Below are 19,920 nucleotides of genomic sequence, written 5' to 3'. Positions count from 1 at the left end.
CGCGACCACGAGCAGTCCGATGACGGAGCGGCGCAGCAGCCGGCCTCGACGACAGGGCTGCGGCGCGCCCGGTTCCGGTGCACCGGGTGGCTGCGGCACAGCCCGGCCCGCCGCCCCGAGGTCGCGGGTGCCGTCGTCCATCGCCATGCTCACTGCCCCTTGCCCAGCGAGGTGACGCCCACATCCTGGAAATCCTTGCTGCATATGGCGTACGCGCGCTCGAACGCGGCCGGGTCGGTGTCGACCGCGATGGCCACGTTTCCGCTGAACTTCGGCTCAGTGTCCGGAACCTGAGTTACCGTCAGACCGTTCTTGCGCAGACAGACAGCGAGCTGCCGGGCCCGCTCCACCATCTTGGGCAGCTCCTTGTTGGCGAGCTGCTGCATCCCAGGCACCTTGGCGTCGCATTCGGTCATCGCCTTCTGCATGGCCTCGGCGCCGGAGTTCCCCCCGGAGCCCGATCCGTCCCCATCGGCCCCCGCGGCGGGGATCTCGACCTGCCCCTGCTTGTTGACCTGCACGGAGGTCTGACCGGCCTCGTGCAGCGCGGGTTACAGGACGGTGCCGTGCAGGGCGCGGCGGTCGCCGGTTATGGCGCGAGCATCAGCTCCCCGACCGCGTGGGGCGGGTAGCGGGCTCGTCGACGGCGGCGCGCGGCTGGGCGAGCGTGGGATCGGGGCCGTGCGAATGTCGCGGACGGCTCGCCCTCCGGCGTATCGGCGGTCTCCTGGGAGACCTTGCCCTGGCGTACCGCGGTCGCGTAGTCCCGCCACATGGTGACCGTCACGTTGTCACCGGGACGCAGGCGCTTGAGCAGCGGCTCCGAGCCGCCCACGTCGATGCTGCGGGGCACCCGTGCCGGGCCGTCCACGTACAGCGTGTACTCCGATGACCTGGCCTGATCCCTGATCACCGTACGGGTCACAGTCGCGTCGAACGAGCGCCGGCAGTCGTCCTGGAGAGAGGACGGGGCGGTGCAGGCAGTCGCGGTGCCGAACGCTTTCTCGTCCTCGATCAGGTCCGGCACGATGGCCAGCCCCGCGGCACCGAGGAGGAGCATCGCGACACACCGAGCAGCGCCGCGCACAGCCCCCACACGCGACGCCGGACGGTACGCCGCCGGACGTCGCCCGGCTCGGGCGGAAGGCTGATGTGGTGGCTCACGCGCGGGTTGCCGTACGGCGGCATGACGGCGTCCTGTGAAGCGGCCCAGCAGGGTGAGCACGGCTACGGAGGCGGTCGCCGCTGCGCCCGTGGCCAGCGCGTCCGCGACGTACCGGCCCAGTTCCGGCCGCAGGATGTCGACGAGGCCGAACAGTACGGCAGCCCCTACAAGGCCGGCCGCGCCCCCTGCCGGCCAGGAACGGTGTCGCGCCCAGAACCACTGCATGAGCCCGGCGCCGATGAGGGGAGCAACGGACAGTTGCGGCTCGTCAAGGGCCGCGCTCGCGGTGTACCCCAGGCCGCTGACCGCCCAGCAGGCCGGTGGCCGACGCAGCCTCGCGCCAGGAGACGGATCGTCTCACGCCCGCCGCCTGCCCTTCACAGTCCGGGCCCGGTGGCGCTTCCACCGCCGGGCAACAAACGCAGCCACGATCGAGCCGACCACGAGCGGCCCGGCGACCCAGCGGATCACATCCGCCGCCCAGCCGGTCTCCCCGCCGGTCATCAAGGTGATCGTCTCGATGGCGAGGCAAATCCCCAGCAGGACAAAGCCGAGCCCCCAGGTGCGGACCACCCACACCGGCCCCCGGATGGGCTCCGGTGGCCGGCGCGGCCGGTGCACGGCCCAGCATCCCAGCCACGCACAGCCCAGCCCCACGGCCACCATGAGCACGTCCATGGCCCTGTCGAGCACGTCGATCGCGGTCCCGAGCATCTGCCCCTCCCCGCACTGGTCACTTCCTGCGGACCTGCAGAACAGCAGTGCCCCCGGCTCATCATGATGACTGCCCGGACATCTCCCCTCATCCACCGGGCACGGCAGCCGGCCCGCGGGGCTGCTTTCCGGAACCCGGCAATGTGGGTGACGACAGCCCTGGCCTCGTGCCCATTGAGCAGCCTTCGTCGCCCGGTTCGGGCAACATCCGGTGGTCTTGCTCCTCGCGGACGTGGATGAGATGACGTCAATGCCGGAAGGACGGCGGCTGCCAGGTAGTGGCCCGGCCGAAGGCCGGCCCGTCAACTGCCATATCCTGCCGCCGTGGCGAACTGGAAGCGGTCCCCGCGCGAAGGCTGAGGGGAGCAGGACAATGTCACGAAACCCCAGGGGCGAGTTCTTCGATGGCCCGGGCTGGATGTGCGCGAGCATCTTGCTCCATGGGTGGACAGCAGCCAGTAGCGGCACCGCACCCTGGCTGAGGATTGTCGCGGCGCTGGGGCTGGCGGTCTGGGTGACATTGCTCGCAAGGCACCTTTTGCGACGTTTCCATGCCCGCACGTCTTCTGAGCCCCCGGATGGGTCGGCGGACCCTCCCCGAACCGGTTGAGCCGGCAGAACTCGGATCCCAGGGGCTCCTGGCCCTGGAACTGCTGCCCAGGGCGGGGCTGCATGGGCAGGATGCGAACGACGGGACCAGGCGCGCTCAGTTGCTCGCGAAGCCGACGGTTGTCCACCCCGGACACATGGAGCGCTGCGACCAGGGCCTCGACACCGGCTCGCAGTCGACCGGCCGGCCAAGCACGGCCCGGAGTTCCGCTTCACCAAGCCGGAGACCTGGCCCGAGCCCGCGATCACCGCGGTCACCGACACCACCAACAGGAGGTTCGGAAACCTGCACGACCGGCTCACCGGCGGGCGCACCGAAACTCACCCTCCCCGGACCAGGTCGGCCACCAGGTTCGAAGAACCGCCGCCCAGCCACCCGTCATGACGTGGGCAGAGTGCTCGCCACCGGTGAAGCGTTCAGCCGTCCCGCCCACCACGAGGTCGGCACAGAACCGCGTCGAACTGGATGGACGACAAGCTGAGCGGGCACCGGACCGCACCCTTGTGACCGACCAGCCACCCGGGGTTCACGCGGACACGGGGCCGCCCGGCGGGTCGTGGCGGATGTCGCCGCGGGCGAGGAAGTCCTGGAGCTCGCGGTGGCGGAACTGGTAGGCGATCCCGGCGGTGCGCATCAGACCCGCGTCGCAGCACCAGTCGAGGAAACGGCCGAGGCGCCAGGGCAGTGGCTGATCGGACCACCAGCGGCGAGTACAGAGCAGGAGAGCCACGTAGCGGATCCCAGCCGCTCCGAGGGCCGGGCCGGCGCCTGTCCTGAACAGGGGGCCGAACGCGCGCCAGGGCCTGAACAGCACGTCGAGCGCGCCCCGGTAGCCGCATCTGAACAGGCGGTTGTGGACCAGCGCGAGCACCCGCCCGCCACCGAGGCCGAACAGGGCCATGTAGATGAACACCGCCCCGAACGCGAGGACGGGGCTCAGGGCGAACCAGTAGAAGGGGACGAACCCGAGCCCGACCACGAGGCCGGTCACGAGCCCGGTCACCAGGTCGTCCCGCACCATGCGGCGCGGCGACGCGAGCCCGTGCGGCCTGCGGATCTCGAGTGCGTCCGAGAGCACGCCCGCCAGTCCGGCCCCGATGGTCGCCCCTCCGACGAGCCCCACCATTGATCCGTACACGAGCCCGATCACCAGTCCGACGACGTTCCCGATGTCGAGCACGACGACGAGCCCTCCCCAGAAGAGCCCGCCCACGAGCCCGTTCACGAGCTGGCGTCGCCCGACACGCGTTTTGACCGTGATGCGTTCCAGCCGGGACGGGATCGGCCAGGGAGGGATTCCCACGAGAAGGCTGCCCGCCGCCATGAGCATTACGTTCGTCACGTACACGCTCCACGCGTCGAGCAGGCCCGCGGGCAGGTCGGCAACGGCCCACACCGCGAGAGTCAGGAGGACGTGGACGGTGCGGGCGCGGCGGTGGCCGGTGAGCGGCCACAATTCGTGGAGCACGAGGTCGGTGTTCGACAGACGGCGTCCGGCCACCTCGCGGGCACCGGTGTTGGTGCGCAGGTGGCGGGCGAGGACCGTCAGCCACATACGCACCTGCTGCCGCGTGTAGGGCGCGGCGGTGTCGTCCATCGGGGACGCACCCCGGATGTACAGATCCAGCAGGTGGTCCCGGATCTGCTCGGGGGTTCGCAGGCCGCGTCGACGGAGCTCCGCGGGGTCACGAACCCAGCCGTGCTCGGGGTCGCGCTCGTCGTAGACGGCGAGCGCCAGTGTCAGCCGCCAGGGGGTGGACAGGCCCCGGGCCAGCGGGCTGTCCGGGGCGGCGCGGAGTGCGTCCAGGACGGGTTCCCAGCGGTCCGGGTCGACGGCCCGGGCGGTGACGAACGCCTCGGCCGCGGCCGGGCTGACAGGGGCGATGTCGATGCGGGAGGCGTCCTGCGCCCACAGACTCACGTGTTCGAGAGCGGCGTACGGGGTGCTGCGGCAGGTGAGGACGAGCTGGCCCTTGACGGTGCCGTGGAGGTAGTTGTTCATGGCCTCCAGGGCGGCCGCGGCGCGGGAGCCGAGCCCGGGATCCTCCCTGGCGTCCATCTCGTCGAGGCCGTCGAGCACCGGAAGGACCAGACGGGCTCTGACGAGAGCGGCTGCCGCGGCGGGGCGTAGCCGGTGTACGCGGGCGAGCTGGTCGGCCAGCCAGTCGTCGAGCTTGGCCGGGCCGGGGCTGAAGGTGGACAACGACAGCCGTACGGGTACGGGGCCGCCCGGCGTCCGGTCGGCGAGCAGAAGCAGCATGAGGTGGAGGGCGAGCACCGTCTTACCGGCTCCGGGCGCGCCGGTGATGACGAGTCGGCCGGACCCAACAGCGCGGTAATAGGCGGCGACTTCCTCCAATGTGCCGTGGGGTACCGCGCCCGCGGCCTGGTGGGCACGGGAGGGCAGGTGGACGAACTCGATGTTGATGGTGCGGTCGCTGCCGCCGAGAAGTCTCCGGCGGGCTTCCTCCTCGCGTTTCCTGATGTCGACGGCGAGGCGGTCGGCGAGCCCGGCGGCATCGGTGTCCTCCCGGGCCTGGGAGGACCTGGCCTGGTCCAGGCCCGCCACCGTCAGCATCAGGCCGACCACTCCGACCACCAACCCGCCCGGGTCCACGTCCCCGGTTCCCGCCCGGACGGCCATGGCGACCGACACCACCAGCGCCGACACCGTCAGCGCCGACCAGCCCCACCGCGTGGGGCGTACGGTGTCGGACATCCCCCTGGTCACCTGCCGCGTGAGCGGAAGCGGAAAGCGGCGGCCACGGCGAGGGTGCCCAGGACGGCGGACCCCGCGGCCAGCGGAACCAGACTCCCGGTGCCCCGGCTCCCGGTCTCGGCCATGGCGCCGGAGGGGTCGGCCGAGCCTTCCGGGGTCGTGTCCGCCCTCGCGTCGTCGCTCGGGTTCCGTGACCCGGCAGTGCCCGAGGTGGCCGTATCAGCCGTTCCGGACGGGGCCGGACCGGTCGTCGTTCCCGCCCCGGCGACGTCGAACGACGCCACGACGTTGTTCTGCCCGGGATCCAGCCCGCACGACAGGTTGAGCGTGACGGTCACGATGCCCCCGCTCGCGGTGACGTGCGCGGCGAGGTCGCCGACGGTGATTCTCACCCCGCCCGGTCGGGTGAAGGCGCGCGTCGGCGCGACACCGGTCGCCTTGACCTGGAACGGTCCGGACGCCGGAACGCTGGTCCTGGCCACCTGGAACGGCACGCCGAGGTCGGTCTCGACGCCCGGCGCCGTCACATGCACCTTCGCGTCCACCGTGCCCGTGATGGTCTTGATGCCCGCCTTCCGCAACTCTCGCGCGTCAGCCGCGTTGACCGGCACCGCCGCACGGATGACGAACTTCGGTGTGGGCACGCCGACCGTCGCCGACTTCGGGACGTCCGAGTCGATCTTCACGGTGCCTTGCCGCTCGTCGGCCATCGGAACCGAGCAGGTGTACCGCAGTGTGCGCGACACAGGCTCTGCGGCCGCGGGTACGACTCCGAAGACTCCCGCGCTCGTGCCCACGACCCCTGCGGTCACCACAAGTCCCCAGGCCCCACGGGCCACCGGACCTCTCAGAACGGAGCGGGATGCCGCTTGCTGCTCACACGGGTTCTGGATCAGTTCGACGTTCGCCATCTTGTCCCTCAGTCAGGTACTCGGGCCTCCGGCACGAAACCCACGGATTCCCCCACCAGGTGGAACGGCCGCGGGGCGGCCCCACCTCGGTCGGCGAGGACCCGCCCCGCCCGAGCGCGCAGTCGGGCCCCGCAACCAACCGTAGGAGTGGATCGCCCGCCCGGAATTGCGCGTGCGCGTAGGAAAGTTGACGCCACGCGAAAAACAACGAGTTCCACGCACACATGTGCGTATCGAGCCGCTGGCGCACTGCCCGGATCGCACCGCCGTCCACTACACTGTTGCGGCACTACCGGGGCCTCGTGCCATGAGCGTGAGATCCGACTTCGGTTGTGCGCACTGTGAGAAGGCCGCGGTGAAAGGTGTTTCGATGGCCTTGGAAACCTACACGGTGATTTCATGCACGACCCGGGACGTGACGTCGCGTGAGCGCGCCGAATTCTGGGGCGAGCACGTGACGTCGTATCAAAGCCAGATGGGCTACGGATACCCACGCACCGACGACTTCCGCGCGGGAACGATCCGCCAGCGCACCGCCACCTATCAGCTCGTCCAGTGGTGGTCGGACACGATCAAGTACACCCGGACCACGAGCCAGGTACGGCACAGCCCGGACGAGGACTACCGCTTGCTGCTGCCGGTCGCCGGAGAGCTGCTGCTGCGCCAGAACGGCCAGGAGCTGCTACTGGTCCCGGACGTCGGGTGCCTGGTCTCCTTCGGCGCGCCGTTCGAGGTCCTGCAGGCCGCCTCAACGCGGGCGTTCATCATGTCGATCCCCGCCCAGGAGGTGAACGGGCGGTTGAACCGGTCGTCGCCGCTCACCCTGGGCCTCGACCTCCGCTCGGGTCTGGGCCGGGTGGTGGGCAGCATACTGACCGGCCTGCACGAGGAGCGCGACGCCCTCACAAGCGGCCAGTTCGACGCGGTGTCGGAACGCCTGGTCGAGCTGTTGTGCATGCTCGCCGCGGGGGACGACCGCCCCACCCCGCCCGGCCACCTGACGGAGGTGGAGACCGTGGTCCGCCGGTACGCCCGCGAGCACGCCGCCGACCCCCATCTGACCGGTGCCACCATGGCGCGAGCCCTGGGCTGGTCGCTGCGCCAGGTACAGCTGGCCCTGCGACAAGCCGGGACGACCCCCCGCGCACTGATCCGCGAGGAGCGGCTGCGATTGGTACGGGACCGGCTGCGGGCGCCCGCGTACCGGCACATGACCATTACCGAGCTGGCATATGCGTCGGGATTCTCCTCCTCCAGCGCGCTCAGCACGGCATTCCGGCAGCGCTTCGGGGTGTGCCCGCGCGAAATGCGTCACGCGGGATTCCCGTCCGCCGGTGATACGCGACGGAGCTGACCGAAATCAGCTGGACTTCCGGTCCGACCGGCAACAGCGGCAGGTCACCGGACGCACGGTAAATCATGGTGCCCAAACGCTTTTCGGATAGCCGGAGCGGTCTCGAACCGGATGCCTCTGAAGCTCGGTAATCCCTACACGAAAACGATCACGGGAGGATTCCACGATCCGGGACCCCGGCATCTCGGCGTCGGATCGTCCCGCCCCGCCCCGGCTCGCGCCACGGCCCGGGCGGCTTCGCCGCGTCGGGGCGGTGGCGGGGCGTCGAGCAGTTCGCCAGGTGGCGTCCGGGGCAGAGTGCTCGGCTGCTCGCCCTTATCCTGGCCGCCCAGAACAACGCCCTGGGCCAACTCGACCCGATGGAACGGGCGTCGGTCCAAGGGCTGTCCCGTAACTGCTGTTCAGGGATGAGATGACCTCGCCATGGCCGGTGTGATCACGGTGTCGCAGTCGTCCGCGCACGCGGCCAGGCAGGGGGTCGGCCGGTCGGGGCTCGTACGGGGAGTCGTTCACCGGCGAGGAGCCGGCGAAGCGACGGATGGAGCTGAACGATTCCCTGCTGATCGCGGATCTCGCCGACGAACTCCTCCCGCTCCGGGACCGGCCCCCGATCAGCCGGACCATCCTCGAAGGCGACCTCGGCCCCATGGCCTGAACGGTGACCACGAAGGGCGATCGTGGACGACGACGGGACGGGGGCGGAGGGTGCGCGGAGGGCGGCCCGCTCGAGCGCGGTGCGGGGGCCGACGCGGTGCGGGGGAGTGGTCCGGCCGCCAGGAACCGGTGCAGCATTACGATTGCCCGGCGCGTGCACCGGCGTGGCCGATCGTTGCCATCATGTCCACCGAGGACGATCCATCGAACATGACAAGGGCTCAGAGGTTTCAGACATGGCCGACGAAATCTACTTCAGCAACAACTACAGCGACCTGTCGCAGCAGCACGGCACAGGCGCGGGCTTTCAGTTCGAGTTCCGCTGCCAGCGCTGTTCGGACACCTGGCGCTCGCCGTTCGAACCTTTCAGATCGGGCCAGGCTGCCGGCTGGATAGGCAAGGGCGTCAACGCGGCCTGGGGCCTGCTGGGCGGCAGCGCCAACACGATCAACAACGCCGCCGACGGGTTGGCCGGCGCGACCTGGGGCGGCGCCCGCGACGCCGCGTTCCAGCGTGCGATCGACAACGCGCGCGGACACTTCAACCGCTGCCCGCGCTGCACCTCGTACGACTGCGGACGGTGCTGGAACGCCGAACAGGGCCTCTGCCTCCAGTGCGCCCCCGACACCGCCGCCGAGGCGGAGGCCGCCCGTCGCCGCGGACTCAATGACTTCGTCTCCGACCAGGCCTACGCCGCAGGTCAGACCGCCGGGCAGCGCTACGACGCCAACACGCCCCGCCAGCTGGTCTGCCCGCAGTGCCGCACGGAGACGCACGGTGGTGCCTTCTGCCCGGGATGCGGCCACCGCCTCGCCCAGACCCCGCAGTGCGCGTCATGCCATGCGGCCGTGCCCCAGGGATCCGCGTTCTGCCCGGGATGCGGTGCGCGGCAGTAGCGGAACGCAGGGGTGCCGCGCGTCCGACGACGTGCGGGACCCCCCGCGGCAGCAGCCGGTCAGCCGCCCCCGTACGGCGGGTTGTACGGAGGCTGCGGAACGTACCGCTGCCACTGCTGACGGCTCAGCGCCCCGGCGCTGCTCGCGCGGATGCGCCGGATCGCCGCGTCCACGTCCAGATTCCACCGACCGACGACGCCGTCGTCGGTCGTGGCGGCGAGTACTACCGCCTCAGCAATACCCATAGCATCCCGCTGCGGCGCGGTGCAGCGTCCCACGCTGCCACCCATCGGGCGGAGCGACAGGCCGCACGGGCACCGGCCTTCCTGCGTGATGCTCCGACCAGCCCCTGCACATGGGGCCAACTGGAGCGATTCGTCGCCGCGCTGCCCTACCCCACCATGAGAGAAGCGGCCCAAGTCCTTCGCATCAGCCGGTCCACGCTGGTTGCCCAGATCAACCGGCTTGAAAGGCACCTGGGCCGATCCCTGATCGAACGTGCTGAACGGGGCCGCAGGATGCGGCCCACGTCCTTCGGCGGAAATTGGCCGCTGCCGCCAAGCGGCTCATCGGCCCAGGCGGGCGGCCTTGATCGTGCGTTGGGCGAAGACGTCCTCACGGCGGTCTTCCATCTGCCGCAACGCGTCTTTGCGATCCCGCCGGGAGAGCCGGTCGAGATATGTGTGACCGAAGAGGTGATCGGTCTCATGCTGCAGACATCGGGCGAAGTAGCCCGTTCCTTCGATGACGAGGGCGTTGCCGTTCTTGTCGAGCCCGCGAGCGACGGCGCGATCGGTGCGGGGGACTGCCAGGCCCGCACCGGGTACGGACAGGCATCCCTCGTAGTCGTCAACGAGTCGGCGACTACTCGGATCGGGCAGGTCCAGGACGGGGTTGATGATGTGGCCGACATGCCGGACCCCGTAGTCATCCGGGCAGTCGTACACGAATAGGCGCAGGTCAAAGCCAACTTGGTTGGCAGCCAGGCCGACACCGTCGGCCACATACATGGTGACGAACATGTCGTCGATCAACGCCGACAACTCAGGAGTCCCGAACTCGGTCACCTCCCGGCACGGACGGTTCAGCACCTCCTCACCCACCACCGTGACCCTGCGAAGCGAACCCCGCCCCGCCTCCGGTGGCAGAGCCGGATAGGTGTCCACCGGGCGGCCTTGCACATGGACTCGTCGGTCGACGGAACGCGACCGCTCGCGACGAACAGACATGGCTCTCTCCCTTTTACGCACGCCACAGATGCCGCGGAGGTCACCGCGGCTGATGTCTTCAGCAGGACTACTGCCCAGCACTTTGCAAAGTAGCAGACTTTGCAAAGTGACTGAAGATGCGTCAACACCCCGGACGAGCAGGCAGACGGCACCGGCGAAGAACTGCGCGAGCACGAAGTCCGCACAGCCTTGCTGGACCTGCTCGCCGAAGTCGGCACCGTCACGGCGACCGAAGCCGTCCCCCGGCTGGGCTACAGCTCTGGACTCTGCTCATTCCACCTACGGCAGCTCGCACGTCACGGATACATCGAAGAGGCCCCTCACAGCGGGGGTCGCGCACGTCCCTGGCGTCTGAGGCAGCACGCCCCCGCAGCCGACGGGGCCAACATCGCGAGCCCGAGGACGCTTTGCCGAGCCTGCGGCCCAGACCGAGACCCCCCAGCATCCGAGCTTCCCCCACCCCGGACCGGATACCTGTCCCCGCGCTCACTCGCAAAAAACAGTGGAGCCTCTTTCGTAGCTTGAGCACATGGTGAGAACTGAACCCAACGCAGCCGACAGGCACTTGATCCGGTGCACAGCGGCATCCGGACTGGAACTGAGCCCCTACCGGCTGGAGCGTTGGCGAAAAGCCGGGCTGATCCCTCGGCCCGGCCCGAAAACGCTGGTCCGGATCGGAACCGCCGAGGTCTACAAGCCGGAGACAGTCGCCCTCGTGGCAGGGCTCCTGGTATGCGCCCCGCCGTGCAGAACGAACGAGGACCTGGCGCTCCTGGCGTTCTTCAACGAGGTCCCAGTGCCCTCGGATCCCGTGCGTGCCGCCCTCCTCAAGAACTACTTCGTCCAGTACAGCAAGGACCGCGAGCGGAAGGACGAGGAGTGGCAGCGCATCCCGGATGATTTTCGCGCCGAGGCTGAACCCGAGTACAACTGGGCAGAAGCCGCAGCTGCCCTCGACATGGAACACAAGGCGGCCGTCAGGCAGATGAGAGACAACCTCCGACGCCGCCGCGACCTGGCGACGGCATCGCGCGCCGAGCTCGACGAACGCGTCCGCAGCGTGCTGATCCATCTGAATGCCCCGGCCCTGCCCACGGACGACAGCGTGTTCATGGCGGACCTGCGCATGGCCATGGCGTTCGCCGGGCCGCCCGAGCAGTCCCGCGCAGCATGGCTGCTCGCAGCGCTCTGCCACAGCGAGCAGCTCCCAGAACGTGTCGAAACCTCCGGTCCGGAACGGCTCGAGACCTTTCTGTCGGTGACGGACGACGATCTGGGGGTTCTGCGGGAGCAGGTGAAAGAGTCCCTGGACGCCATGTGGCACATGGCAACGGAAGGACGCGGCCGCCACTTCGATCTGAACTCACCGGAGATGGCCCGGTCGGCGGGCCGCATGCTCGTGGAATGGATTCACCGCGCGCCAGGCTCACCCTCCCGGCACGCGCCCCGCCCAGTTGCTGGTGGACAGCCTGCGCAGCCTGTGGTCCCTGTGCTCGACCGACTCCGTCGGAGAAGGACGCACCGCCTTTCAACGCCGGACCCGGCCCCTGCAGCAGCACCGCTCAGGACGACCGATGTAACGCCGACCACCGTGGTGCACTGGCCGGACCTGGTCGTCGTCGAGCCCGTCCCGCGGTCCCCGATCGCCGTCGAGGTCGAGCTCACCCCGAAGTCCCCGGCGACGATCCGGACGATCCTGCGGGCCTACCGGCAGGCGAACCGCCGAATCCAGATTCCAATGAGCAGCGAGTTCGTGAGCGAGAGTCGGCAACGCGTCACACCAACCAAGCACATCAGCGCCGAACCGAATGACGAGCCGGTCTCGAACCTCTGGCGCGATACAGACCAGCTCTCTCTTCGCAGGTACGTCCACCACCCCGGCGGTCGCCTCCGCGGCGGACCACGTCGACGTGAAGTGACCCTCGGGAGGGTCATCTATCCTCCAGCAAGCGCAGAAGGCCCAGGCCGGAGACCCTTCGGTCTGGGCCTTCTCGAGCCCTGGCTGTTCCCCGGCCGGCAGGCCGGTCAGCCGGTCGGCGTCGGGGCCGCAAAATAGCTGGTCATGGATGCGGTCTGTGCAGGAACCTGAGCGTATGCCTCGACGTCTCATGTTCGTACAGCTGAAGACCGGTTACAACACTGACCGCGGACCCTCGTGGATCGGGTGGGTGGACTTCTCGAAGACCTGGAGCACTGCGTATTTCGACGGGAGGACACTGCGCCGGGCAGGCGGGATGTTCGATGCGAACTTCTACGATGTGCAGACCGACGAGGAGTTCTGGGTCTCCGGGCCGAAGCGGGACCGCACCGACACCCGCTATGGCCCTTCCAACCCTGAAATCGAGCCGGAAGCCGTCGAGGCCTATCACGCTTTCCTGGAGGGCGCTCCCCTGCCGGGTCGGGAAAACGGCTGACCCCGTCGTTCTGCCGCCGGGCGAAGTAGGCGTAGACGGTCTGGTGAGGCGGGCAGTCGTGCGGGAGGTACCGCCATGGGATGCCGGTGCGGTCGACGTGGAGGATCGCGTCCAGCAGGTCGCGCAGGTCGTGCTCAGGTGGTCGGCCGAAGACGAGTGCACGGGCGGCGCGCTCGTATCGCCAGGCGGTCAAGGTGGGCTCCACCAGAGCCCAGCGGGCATCGGACAGGTCACTCGGATACGGTCGGCGAGCCGTCATGATGACGGCACACCGCGGGAATCACCTTCTGTCCAGAGCGAGTAACTCGAGCGGACAGAAGAGTTCCAGTCCGGCTTACTGGAATCCTGAATCAGCAGGTCAAGGGTCGCCAGTCCGGAATGGGCGCTTTGTGCAAGCGTTCGGGGAACGGTCACGGTGACCGTTCCCCGAACGGGAGCCGCTGTGGCTGGTGCGGCGCGAGGAAAAGAAGCGACGAGTGTCGAACGTCGGCCCGGACCACCGCCGCCCGGAGCGCTCCGAAGAGTCCGGCGGCTTGATCAACCTGGGGCTGATGGTCAGCAGCTTCACCCTCGGCCCACCTGCTCTATCAGGCTACCGGCCTCCGGCCTGGCCGGGGGTTCAGAAGCAGGCACTCATCCGAGCGGGGTGATGTCGACTGGTTTGCCCAGGTCGTAGAAGTGTTGGGTGCGGGTGTCCAGTTTGCCGGCGATCTCCATCGAGGCTTGGTCGCCGACGGGAGTCCAGTCCTCTGCGAACCAGAGGATGAACTCCTTTACCGGAAGCCCGTTCCATGAGAAGGCGTCGTCGCTGATGATCCGGTACGACTCCACGGAATTACCGTTGGGCAGCTCGATCTTGTCTTTCGTCTCGTCTACCTTCCACACCGGCTGCGACTGCACCATTTCGGCGGCGTACTTGACGTCGGAAAAGGTTCGGTAGAGCTCGCCGGTTGCAGCGACGAGCTGCTCTTTGGGATCGTCTGATTTCTTGTCACCCTTGACGGGGCCGTCCCCCTGGTCGATCCACATGGTTTCGTCGACGAAGGCCATCTTGATCGGGCCGTCGGGACCGGTCAGCTCACCCTGGAAATTGTATTCGGGGTCATAGGTGAATTCGACGTCGCCATAGATGTCGGCGGTGATGTGCATCTTTCCCGAGCCATAGCTTGACAGCGCTTCTGAAACGCATTTCCCAAGCGGTTTTCCGTTGAGTGTCGCACCGGGCCGGAGGTTCAGATCGGTGCATGACTGCGGCGCTTCCCAAGCCTGCTTGGACGGCGTGGCTTTGGCCTCGGCAGCGGGCTTCTTGTCGTCCGGCCGGGGCTCTTTCTCCTCCGTCGCGCAGCCCGCGAGGCCGAGTCCAAGGCTGATTGCCGCGGTCAGCCCGACCATGGTTCTCTTCCGGGTTCTCACTTCGCTCCCCCGCCTCTCTCGCTTCTTCCCTGTTGCTCTCGCAACGTGGACCTGCTATGCCGGTCGAGCCGTGTTGCCGAGCGGCATGTGGATCTTGATTGGACCGCGAAAGTCCTTTGCGGCCCTGGGCGATGGGGCTTGCCCAGGACGTCTGTTCATTTTAGTGAGAAGGGTCTTTCCGTGAGCAGAGTACCGTCTCACGCCGCAAGCCCGTCGCCTGCTGGAGCGGGGCCGCGCGGCCGGTGCGGCGATCCGGACCGGGACACCGCGCTCACCCCGGCGCAGCAGGCCACCGCAGTCCACGCCCACCAACAGGTCGCGATGCCCGAGGAGTACCTGGAGGGCCGCACGGCCGACCCCGCGACGTCGGCTGCACACACCGCAGTACCTCGCCCGGCCGGCCGCCCTCACGAAGGCCGCCGAAGCCCGCCGCCGCGCCATCGCCGACCGGCTGCAGGCACGGGGAAGGCTTCTCCCTGCCTCCGGACACCACCAAAATTCACTGCGCACCCCGCCGCGCCCGGGCCGCCCACGGACGCGGTCCAGCCCCAGCCGCGCGGAGTCCGGGCCGAGAGGCGGCGATGGGCCGCATGAACGTAGCGCGCCCCCGCCGCACGGGGCACCCCGGCTACAACGTGGTCCTGCCACGCGAGCCGAAGACAGCGACCGAGGCCCGGCACCTGGTACACGTGTCCCTGTCCGCCTGGGGACGGGACGACACGGCGCACCCCGCCGAACTCGTGATCTCCGAACTCGTCGCCACCGCAGTCCGGCCCGCACGCGGCCCCATGGTGCGCGTCATCGTCGGCGGTCGGGGGCGGCGAAGCCGCGCCGCCAGCAGTGGGCGGATCTCGCCGATGGCACGGGAGATCGTGGAGTGGGAGGTGCCGTACGGTTCGGCGAGCGTGGCGTGCGGGAGCCTGGTGCACAGGTGGGCCGGGGTGACGAGCAGACGGTCGATGAAGACCAGGTCGTGCTTCGGCCCGGCACCGGCCTCTCGCTGCCGCTCCACACCATGGGCGCTCACGGAGTTCCGACTCGCAACGGGCGAGCCACGGGGCAGCCAACTCTTCGATCAGATCGCCGAGATGCGTACGGAAGACGCCGCAGAAGGCAGGATGGGTCGAGGCCGCACGGGCCCACTTCTTGGGCACACTCGAAGAACTCGTGCGGCCGCCGTCACGTCACCGGTCACAGGTGCATCGTCCCGGTCTGCGTCTGGCAGAGGTAGAACAGTTCGGGGTCACCCTCATCAAGGCCGTGGAGAAGGCCGACTGGCCTCCACCCAGCTCGCTGCAGCAGCTGCTGCATCGGCAGGTTGGAGACGTTGGTCGAGGTGAACAACTTCTGGGTTTCGCACGAGGCCGCCACGGCGTCCAGCAGCCGACGGCCGACGCCTCTGCCGCGGGCAGATGGTGCGACCATCAGCATGGTGACGAAGCCCTGTTCGAAGAATGTGTACTCGACTACACAGTAGCCAAACAGGCCGGACGCGCCTTCCGCCGCGACCACCACGCCCTGGTGGCACCACCTTCGGATACTCGCCACTCGCTCCCTGTCACCTTCAGCCGCGACCGAGTCGATACCAACCAGCGCGTCTGCCTCCGTCTCCCTGACGCGACGCACAACGAGTTCGCCGAGATCCTCTGCATCCATGGGGCCATGCTGTCAGTTCGCGTCGATGGCCTGCGCTGCCTCTGGCTCTCTGTCGCGGACCAGGTCGCTGGTCAGAGAATATTGCCATGTGTGGTATTCCGTCACGAGCGCCCGACGTGCGATGCGTTCCGGCTGTCATGTGCCCGAGCTCGCGCCCTCGGGGGCGGCCCTCACACGGTTGCGGAGCGTGCCGATGTGCTCGACCTCGACCTCGACGACGTCGCCGGGGCGCAGATGGCGACCGGAGAATACGCCGGCGCCGCGCGGTGTTCCGGTGAGGATCACGTCTCCGGGTTCAAGGGTCTGATAGCGGGAGAGGTAGGAGATCAGGTCGGCCACGCCGTGGATGAAGCTGCTGGTGCGGTCGTCCTGGCGTACGTCACCGTTGACCAGGGTGCGCAGCCGCAGGTCGATCGCCGCGGTGAACTCGTCCGGGGTGACCAAGCAGGGGCCGAGCGGTTTGAAGGTGTCGAAGCTCTTGGCCACGCCGATGGACGCGGTCGGATCGCCCGACATCGCGCGCTGTTGGATATCGCGCGCGGAGACGTCGTTGGCGATGGTCAGGCCTGCGATGTGGCTCGGAGCCTCGGCGGTGGAGACCGCGCTCGCGGACCGGCCGATCACGACGGCCACCTCGCCCTCGTAGTCGACCTGGTCGGCCGCGACGGCCGGGAGGCGAATGTCGTCGCCCGGTGCGGTGACCGCGGATCCGGCGACCAGCTGGAAATTCGGCTCAGCGGGCAGGGTGATGTCTGGCCGTCCCATCGCGGCGAACATCTCCAGGGCCTCCTCCGCGTGGCTGGGGTAGTTGAGGCCGACGATCAGGATCTTCCCGGGCCGGGGAACGGGGGCGTGCACCCGGACCTCGCCGAGGGCGACGCGCCGGACGGCCGCCGCCGCGCGTGCGGGGTCGATACCCGGTCCGTGCAGGAGGGCGCCCAGGTCGGCGAAGGGGAGGTCGAGTACGGAGAGCTCGCCGGGGCTTTCCTCCCTGGCGATGCCCAGGGCTGTGCTGTACAGGCGCATCACGGACTCCGGTGTGTCGGGGACATATTCTCTTGGTTGCAAGTCAAGAGATCTCTTGTTTCGAAGTCAAGAGTTCATCGGTTGCCGAGTTGCTGTTCTCGGATGCGGCCGATGGGGGCGGGGACGTGCCGCCTAGGCTGGGCTGCTATGCCAAGGAACCGCCAACAGATCCCGAAAGCCGAGCGCGAGGCCGCCCTGGTCGACAGCGCCTGGGAGCTCTTTGCCGTCAAGGGATACAAGGGGACCAGCCTGACCGAGGTCGGCAAGGCGGCCGGTGTCGCGGCCAACGCCGTGCGCTGGTACTTCCCGACCAAGGACGACCTGTTCGCCGCCACGCTGGACCGCCTCTTCCTGCGCGAACGGGAGCGCGTGGAGGCGGATCCTGCGATCGGAGAGGATCCGCAGCGGCAGCTGGTTACGTTCCTTGCCGACCTGGAGGCGTATCGCGGGCTGCACCGGGAGGCGTATGACCGCATGGACGAGTCGCCCGTCCTCGCCGAGGTCTACTCCCGCATGCGGGAATGGCTGGAGGGGCGCCTGCTCGCGGCCGTCGCGAACCGGCTGCCCGAAGGGGTCGATGTCGCGCCCGTGGCGGATATGGCGCATGTGCTTTTCGAGGGGCTGCTGGTCAGCTTCCGGGGGCTGGACCGGCCGACCGGGGAGTTCGTCGACCTCCTCGTAGAGGCGCTGGCGGCCGTCGCGGTGGCGCGCTGACACCGATCTCTTGACTGCCATACAAGAGACTGCCTAAGGTTCTCTTGTATGGCAGCCAAGAGGGCTGTCATGCCCTCGATAGGGAGGTCGCCACCCCATGGCTTCTCCAGGCAAACTCGCCCACATCGTCCTGCGCACCGGCCTTCTGTCGCCCATGACCGACTGGTACGTACGCGTCCTCGAAGGCCGCGTCACCTTCGCCAACGAGGCCCTCGCCTTCCTGACCTACGACGACGAGCACCACCGTGTCGCGCTGGTCTCCACCGGAGCGTCCGAGCGTCCGACGGACGCGCACACCGGCCTGCACCACGCGGCATTCACCTACACCACGCTCGGAGATCTGCTCGGCACGTACCAGCGGCTGAAGAAGGACGGCATCCTGCCCTTCTGGTGCATCAACCACGGTCCGACCACCTCGATGTACTACGAGGACCCCGACGGCAATCACATTGAGCTCCAGATCGACAACTTCGCCACCGAGGAAGCCCTCGACGAGTGGTTCCGGTCCGGAGCCTTCGAAGCCAATCCGATCGGGGTCGTGTTCGACCCGGACGACCTGGTGCGCCGCTTCGACGCGGGTGAGCCCTTCGCCGAACTGGTCAGGCGCGCATGACCGACATCGACGCCCCGGTCGTCATCATCGGAGCCGGCCCCGTGGGGCTCGCCACCGCGCTCGTCCTGGGCCGGCACGGCGTCCGCAGCGTGGTCTTCGAACAGTACGACGGGATCAATCCGCACCCCCGGGCCCATGTCGTCAACACCAGGTCCATGGAACTGTTCCGCACCTGGGGCATCGCGGACGCCGTGCGAGCGGAGGCGGCAGACCCGTCCTGGGCCGGCACCATCCTCTGGAAGCAGACCCTCGCCGGGGAACCACTGGGCCGCATCGAACTCGTCGAAGGCCCGGAGGACCAGCTACTGCGCCGGATCCATGCTTCGGCCGAGCAGCTCACCTCCTGCGCCCAGGACCGTGTACAGCGACACCTCCTCGACGCGGTACTCGCCCAGGGCATGGCCACCGTGCACTACAGCACCACCGTCGTGGAGGTGACAGACCTCGGCGATCGCGTCGACGTCACCGTGGAAGGCGTGGGCGGGCGGCAGACCCTGCGCACCCGTTACGCCGTGGCGGCGGACGGGGCGACCGGGGGCATGCGCGACAGGCTCGGCATCGCGATGGACGGCTCCCCGGTTCTCGGCCACCAGCTGAACATCTATTTCCACGCCGATCTCTCCCCGTGGATGAGAGAGGATCCCGCCCTGCTGGTCTGGCTGATCAACAGCGCCTCCCCGGGCCTCCTCATCGGGATGGACGGCGTTCGCCGGTGGACCTTCCAGAAGAGCTTCGACCCGGCTGTCGAATCGCCGCAGGACTACCCGCCCGAACGATGTGCCCGGATCATCCGGGAGGCCGTCGGAACCACCGAACTCGACGTGGACATCCGCTCCGTGGGGCCGTGGATCATGACGGCCCGGACCGCCGAGACGTATCGCAGCGGCCGTGTGTTCCTCGTGGGCGACGCGGCTCACCAGTTCCCGCCGACGGGCGGCCTGGGGATGAACAGCGGCCTCGCCGACGCGGACAACCTCGGCTGGAAACTCGCCGCCGTGCTGAGGGGCGGTGCTTCCGACGCCCTGCTCGACGGGTACGAGCGTGAACGCCGTCCCGTCGCCGTCGACAACGCCCGCCACAGCATGCTCAACGCCATCAAGATGGCCGAGGTCGGGATCGGGCCCGAAACGACCAGGATCGCCGCCCGCCTCGAAAGCTCCGACCCGGCAGTCGCCGCAGCGGAACGCCGACGGATCGCGGAGGCCATCCCTCCACAGCGCCCGCACTTCGACGCGCTCAACCAAGAGATCGGATACGTCTACGGAGCGGCCCGGCACGACGACGGCGCCCCGCTCTCGGCCACCGACTACACACCGATCGCCGCCCCCGGAGCACGACTACCGCACGCCTGGATTGAACGTGCCGGCGAACGGGTGTCCACGCACGACCTCCTCATACCGGGCTTCACCCTCATCACGGGGCCCGGGGGAGCCAACTGGGCCGATGCCTTCGCGGAGACCGGGCAGGACGTGGCGAAGCGGACTGTCGTGATCGGCCGGGACGTCACCAGCCCGGACGGCCACTGCCCCGAGTTGCTCGGGATCGGTGAGGACGGAGCCCTTCTCGTCCGGCCGGACGGTCACATCGCGTGGCACAGCGCCGAGGGATCATCCCCTGCCTCCGCGCTCGCCGCCCTGCTCAACGCAGCCGAGCAGTCCGCATAGCCCGGCGCGGAGCGTCTGTAGGGCGCCGGGCCGCGCGCCCGGCGCTCTCCCGGCCCTCGCCCCCGGTCTCTTGTCCCGTTCGGTGGCATGGCCCGTCCGTCGACGGGCCCTGGCTCGGCGTCCTCTTCACCGCAGCGTTCCGACGTTCCGGCGTTTCCGCCGGAAGGC

18 protein-coding genes and 3 pseudogenes are annotated in these 19,920 nt (G+C 68.8%); 9 read left to right on the top strand and 12 right to left on the bottom strand.

Going from position 1 to position 19,920, the window contains the following annotated elements:
- Positions 1-149: 149 nt before the first annotated feature.
- From AMK22_RS32465 to AMK22_RS32440, 5 genes are all read right to left on the bottom strand, one after another.
- A complete protein-coding gene (locus AMK22_RS32465) occupies positions 150-521 on the bottom strand; it encodes a hypothetical protein (protein ID WP_073790941.1) in 372 nt (123 codons plus the stop codon).
- A 68-nt stretch (positions 522-589) separates the two neighbouring features.
- Positions 590-1,060 carry a hypothetical protein gene (locus AMK22_RS39735; RefSeq protein WP_158072104.1) on the bottom strand — a complete coding sequence of 157 codons (471 nt, stop codon included), beginning with the start codon at positions 1,058-1,060 and terminating at the stop codon, positions 590-592.
- A gap of 462 nt (positions 1,061-1,522) precedes the next feature.
- Positions 1,523-1,879 carry a hypothetical protein gene (locus AMK22_RS32455; protein WP_073790940.1) on the bottom strand — a complete coding sequence of 119 codons (357 nt, stop codon included), beginning with the start codon at positions 1,877-1,879 and terminating at the stop codon, positions 1,523-1,525.
- A gap of 1,136 nt (positions 1,880-3,015) precedes the next feature.
- On the bottom strand, positions 3,016-5,208 hold the full coding sequence (locus AMK22_RS32445) for an NACHT domain-containing protein (protein WP_079186518.1): 2,193 nt from the start codon (positions 5,206-5,208) through the stop codon (positions 3,016-3,018).
- 8 nt (positions 5,209-5,216) lie between these two features.
- Positions 5,217-6,020, bottom strand: coding sequence for a DUF6801 domain-containing protein (locus AMK22_RS32440; RefSeq protein ID WP_143203621.1), 804 nt, complete (start codon positions 6,018-6,020; stop codon positions 5,217-5,219).
- Positions 6,021-6,594: 574 nt separating this feature from the next.
- Here AMK22_RS32440 and AMK22_RS32435 point away from each other — a divergent pair.
- Both AMK22_RS32435 and AMK22_RS32430 read left to right on the top strand, forming a co-directional pair.
- Positions 6,595-7,473: a helix-turn-helix domain-containing protein gene (locus tag AMK22_RS32435; protein ID WP_242434243.1), complete on the top strand. Its 879-nt coding sequence runs from the start codon at positions 6,595-6,597 to the stop codon at positions 7,471-7,473.
- An 890-nt stretch (positions 7,474-8,363) separates the two neighbouring features.
- Positions 8,364-9,023, top strand: a complete 660-nt coding sequence (locus AMK22_RS32430) for a double zinc ribbon domain-containing protein (RefSeq protein WP_073790935.1) — start codon at positions 8,364-8,366, stop codon at positions 9,021-9,023.
- A 59-nt stretch (positions 9,024-9,082) separates the two neighbouring features.
- Here AMK22_RS32430 and AMK22_RS41405 read toward each other — a convergent pair whose 3' ends face one another.
- Positions 9,083-9,268 carry a hypothetical protein gene (locus AMK22_RS41405; RefSeq protein ID WP_242434242.1) on the bottom strand — a complete coding sequence of 62 codons (186 nt, stop codon included), beginning with the start codon at positions 9,266-9,268 and terminating at the stop codon, positions 9,083-9,085.
- Here AMK22_RS41405 and AMK22_RS41920 point away from each other — a divergent pair.
- A pseudogene (locus AMK22_RS41920) lies at positions 9,203-9,550 on the top strand (helix-turn-helix domain-containing protein); the annotation flags it as partial. The gene AMK22_RS41405 and the pseudogene AMK22_RS41920 overlap by 66 nt on opposite strands.
- Before the next feature lie 39 nt (positions 9,551-9,589).
- On the opposite strand, the gene def reads toward AMK22_RS41920, so the two are convergent.
- Positions 9,590-10,252, bottom strand: a complete 663-nt coding sequence (gene def, locus AMK22_RS32415) for a peptide deformylase (RefSeq protein ID WP_073790932.1) — start codon at positions 10,250-10,252, stop codon at positions 9,590-9,592.
- Between the two features lie 162 nt (positions 10,253-10,414).
- Here def and AMK22_RS41395 point away from each other — a divergent pair.
- From AMK22_RS41395 to AMK22_RS32400, 3 genes and pseudogenes are all read left to right on the top strand, one after another.
- Positions 10,415-10,633 (top strand): annotated as a pseudogene (locus AMK22_RS41395) (winged helix-turn-helix domain-containing protein); the annotation flags it as partial.
- A gap of 148 nt (positions 10,634-10,781) precedes the next feature.
- Positions 10,782-12,308 carry a hypothetical protein gene (locus AMK22_RS32405; RefSeq protein ID WP_143203620.1) on the top strand — a complete coding sequence of 509 codons (1,527 nt, stop codon included), beginning with the start codon at positions 10,782-10,784 and terminating at the stop codon, positions 12,306-12,308.
- Between the two features lie 112 nt (positions 12,309-12,420).
- Entirely contained in the window at positions 12,421-12,666 is a 246-nt protein-coding gene (locus AMK22_RS32400; RefSeq protein WP_242434241.1) for a hypothetical protein, read from the top strand.
- Here the strand turns inward: AMK22_RS32400 and AMK22_RS32395 are convergent.
- The 5 genes and pseudogenes from AMK22_RS32395 to AMK22_RS32375 all read right to left on the bottom strand — a co-directional run.
- Positions 12,665-12,925 (bottom strand): annotated as a pseudogene (locus AMK22_RS32395) (transposase); the annotation flags it as partial. The gene AMK22_RS32400 and the pseudogene AMK22_RS32395 sit on opposite strands and share 2 nt — an antisense overlap.
- Positions 12,926-13,299: 374 nt before the next feature.
- The gene (locus tag AMK22_RS32390) at positions 13,300-14,058 is read right to left on the bottom strand and encodes a hypothetical protein (RefSeq protein WP_143203619.1); all 759 of its coding nucleotides are present in this window, start codon (positions 14,056-14,058) and stop codon (positions 13,300-13,302) included.
- 649 nt (positions 14,059-14,707) lie between these two features.
- Entirely contained in the window at positions 14,708-15,106 is a 399-nt protein-coding gene (locus AMK22_RS39730) for a hypothetical protein (protein ID WP_158072103.1), read from the bottom strand.
- Between the two features lie 164 nt (positions 15,107-15,270).
- Positions 15,271-15,735 (bottom strand): GNAT family N-acetyltransferase, encoded by a 465-nt coding sequence (locus tag AMK22_RS32380; protein ID WP_073790926.1) that lies wholly within the window; start codon positions 15,733-15,735, stop codon positions 15,271-15,273.
- Between the two features lie 135 nt (positions 15,736-15,870).
- Entirely contained in the window at positions 15,871-16,761 is an 891-nt protein-coding gene (locus AMK22_RS32375) for a fumarylacetoacetate hydrolase family protein (protein WP_073790924.1), read from the bottom strand.
- Between the two features lie 147 nt (positions 16,762-16,908).
- Between AMK22_RS32375 and AMK22_RS32370 the strand changes: the two genes are divergently transcribed.
- From AMK22_RS32370 to AMK22_RS32360, 3 genes are all read left to right on the top strand, one after another.
- Positions 16,909-17,475: a TetR/AcrR family transcriptional regulator gene (locus AMK22_RS32370; protein ID WP_073790922.1), complete on the top strand. Its 567-nt coding sequence runs from the start codon at positions 16,909-16,911 to the stop codon at positions 17,473-17,475.
- A gap of 97 nt (positions 17,476-17,572) precedes the next feature.
- Positions 17,573-18,088, top strand: a complete 516-nt coding sequence (locus AMK22_RS32365; protein ID WP_073790920.1) for a VOC family protein — start codon at positions 17,573-17,575, stop codon at positions 18,086-18,088.
- Positions 18,085-19,752: an FAD-dependent monooxygenase gene (locus AMK22_RS32360; RefSeq protein ID WP_073790918.1), complete on the top strand. Its 1,668-nt coding sequence runs from the start codon at positions 18,085-18,087 to the stop codon at positions 19,750-19,752. The genes AMK22_RS32365 and AMK22_RS32360 overlap by 4 nt, the downstream gene beginning before the upstream one ends.
- The last annotated feature ends 168 nt before the right edge of the window (positions 19,753-19,920 follow it).

Origin of the sequence: Streptomyces sp. CB01580 (assembly GCF_001905795.1) — a bacterium.
Lineage (GTDB): Bacteria > Actinomycetota > Actinomycetes > Streptomycetales > Streptomycetaceae > Streptomyces.
This window is presented reverse-complemented; position numbering and strand designations above follow the sequence as displayed.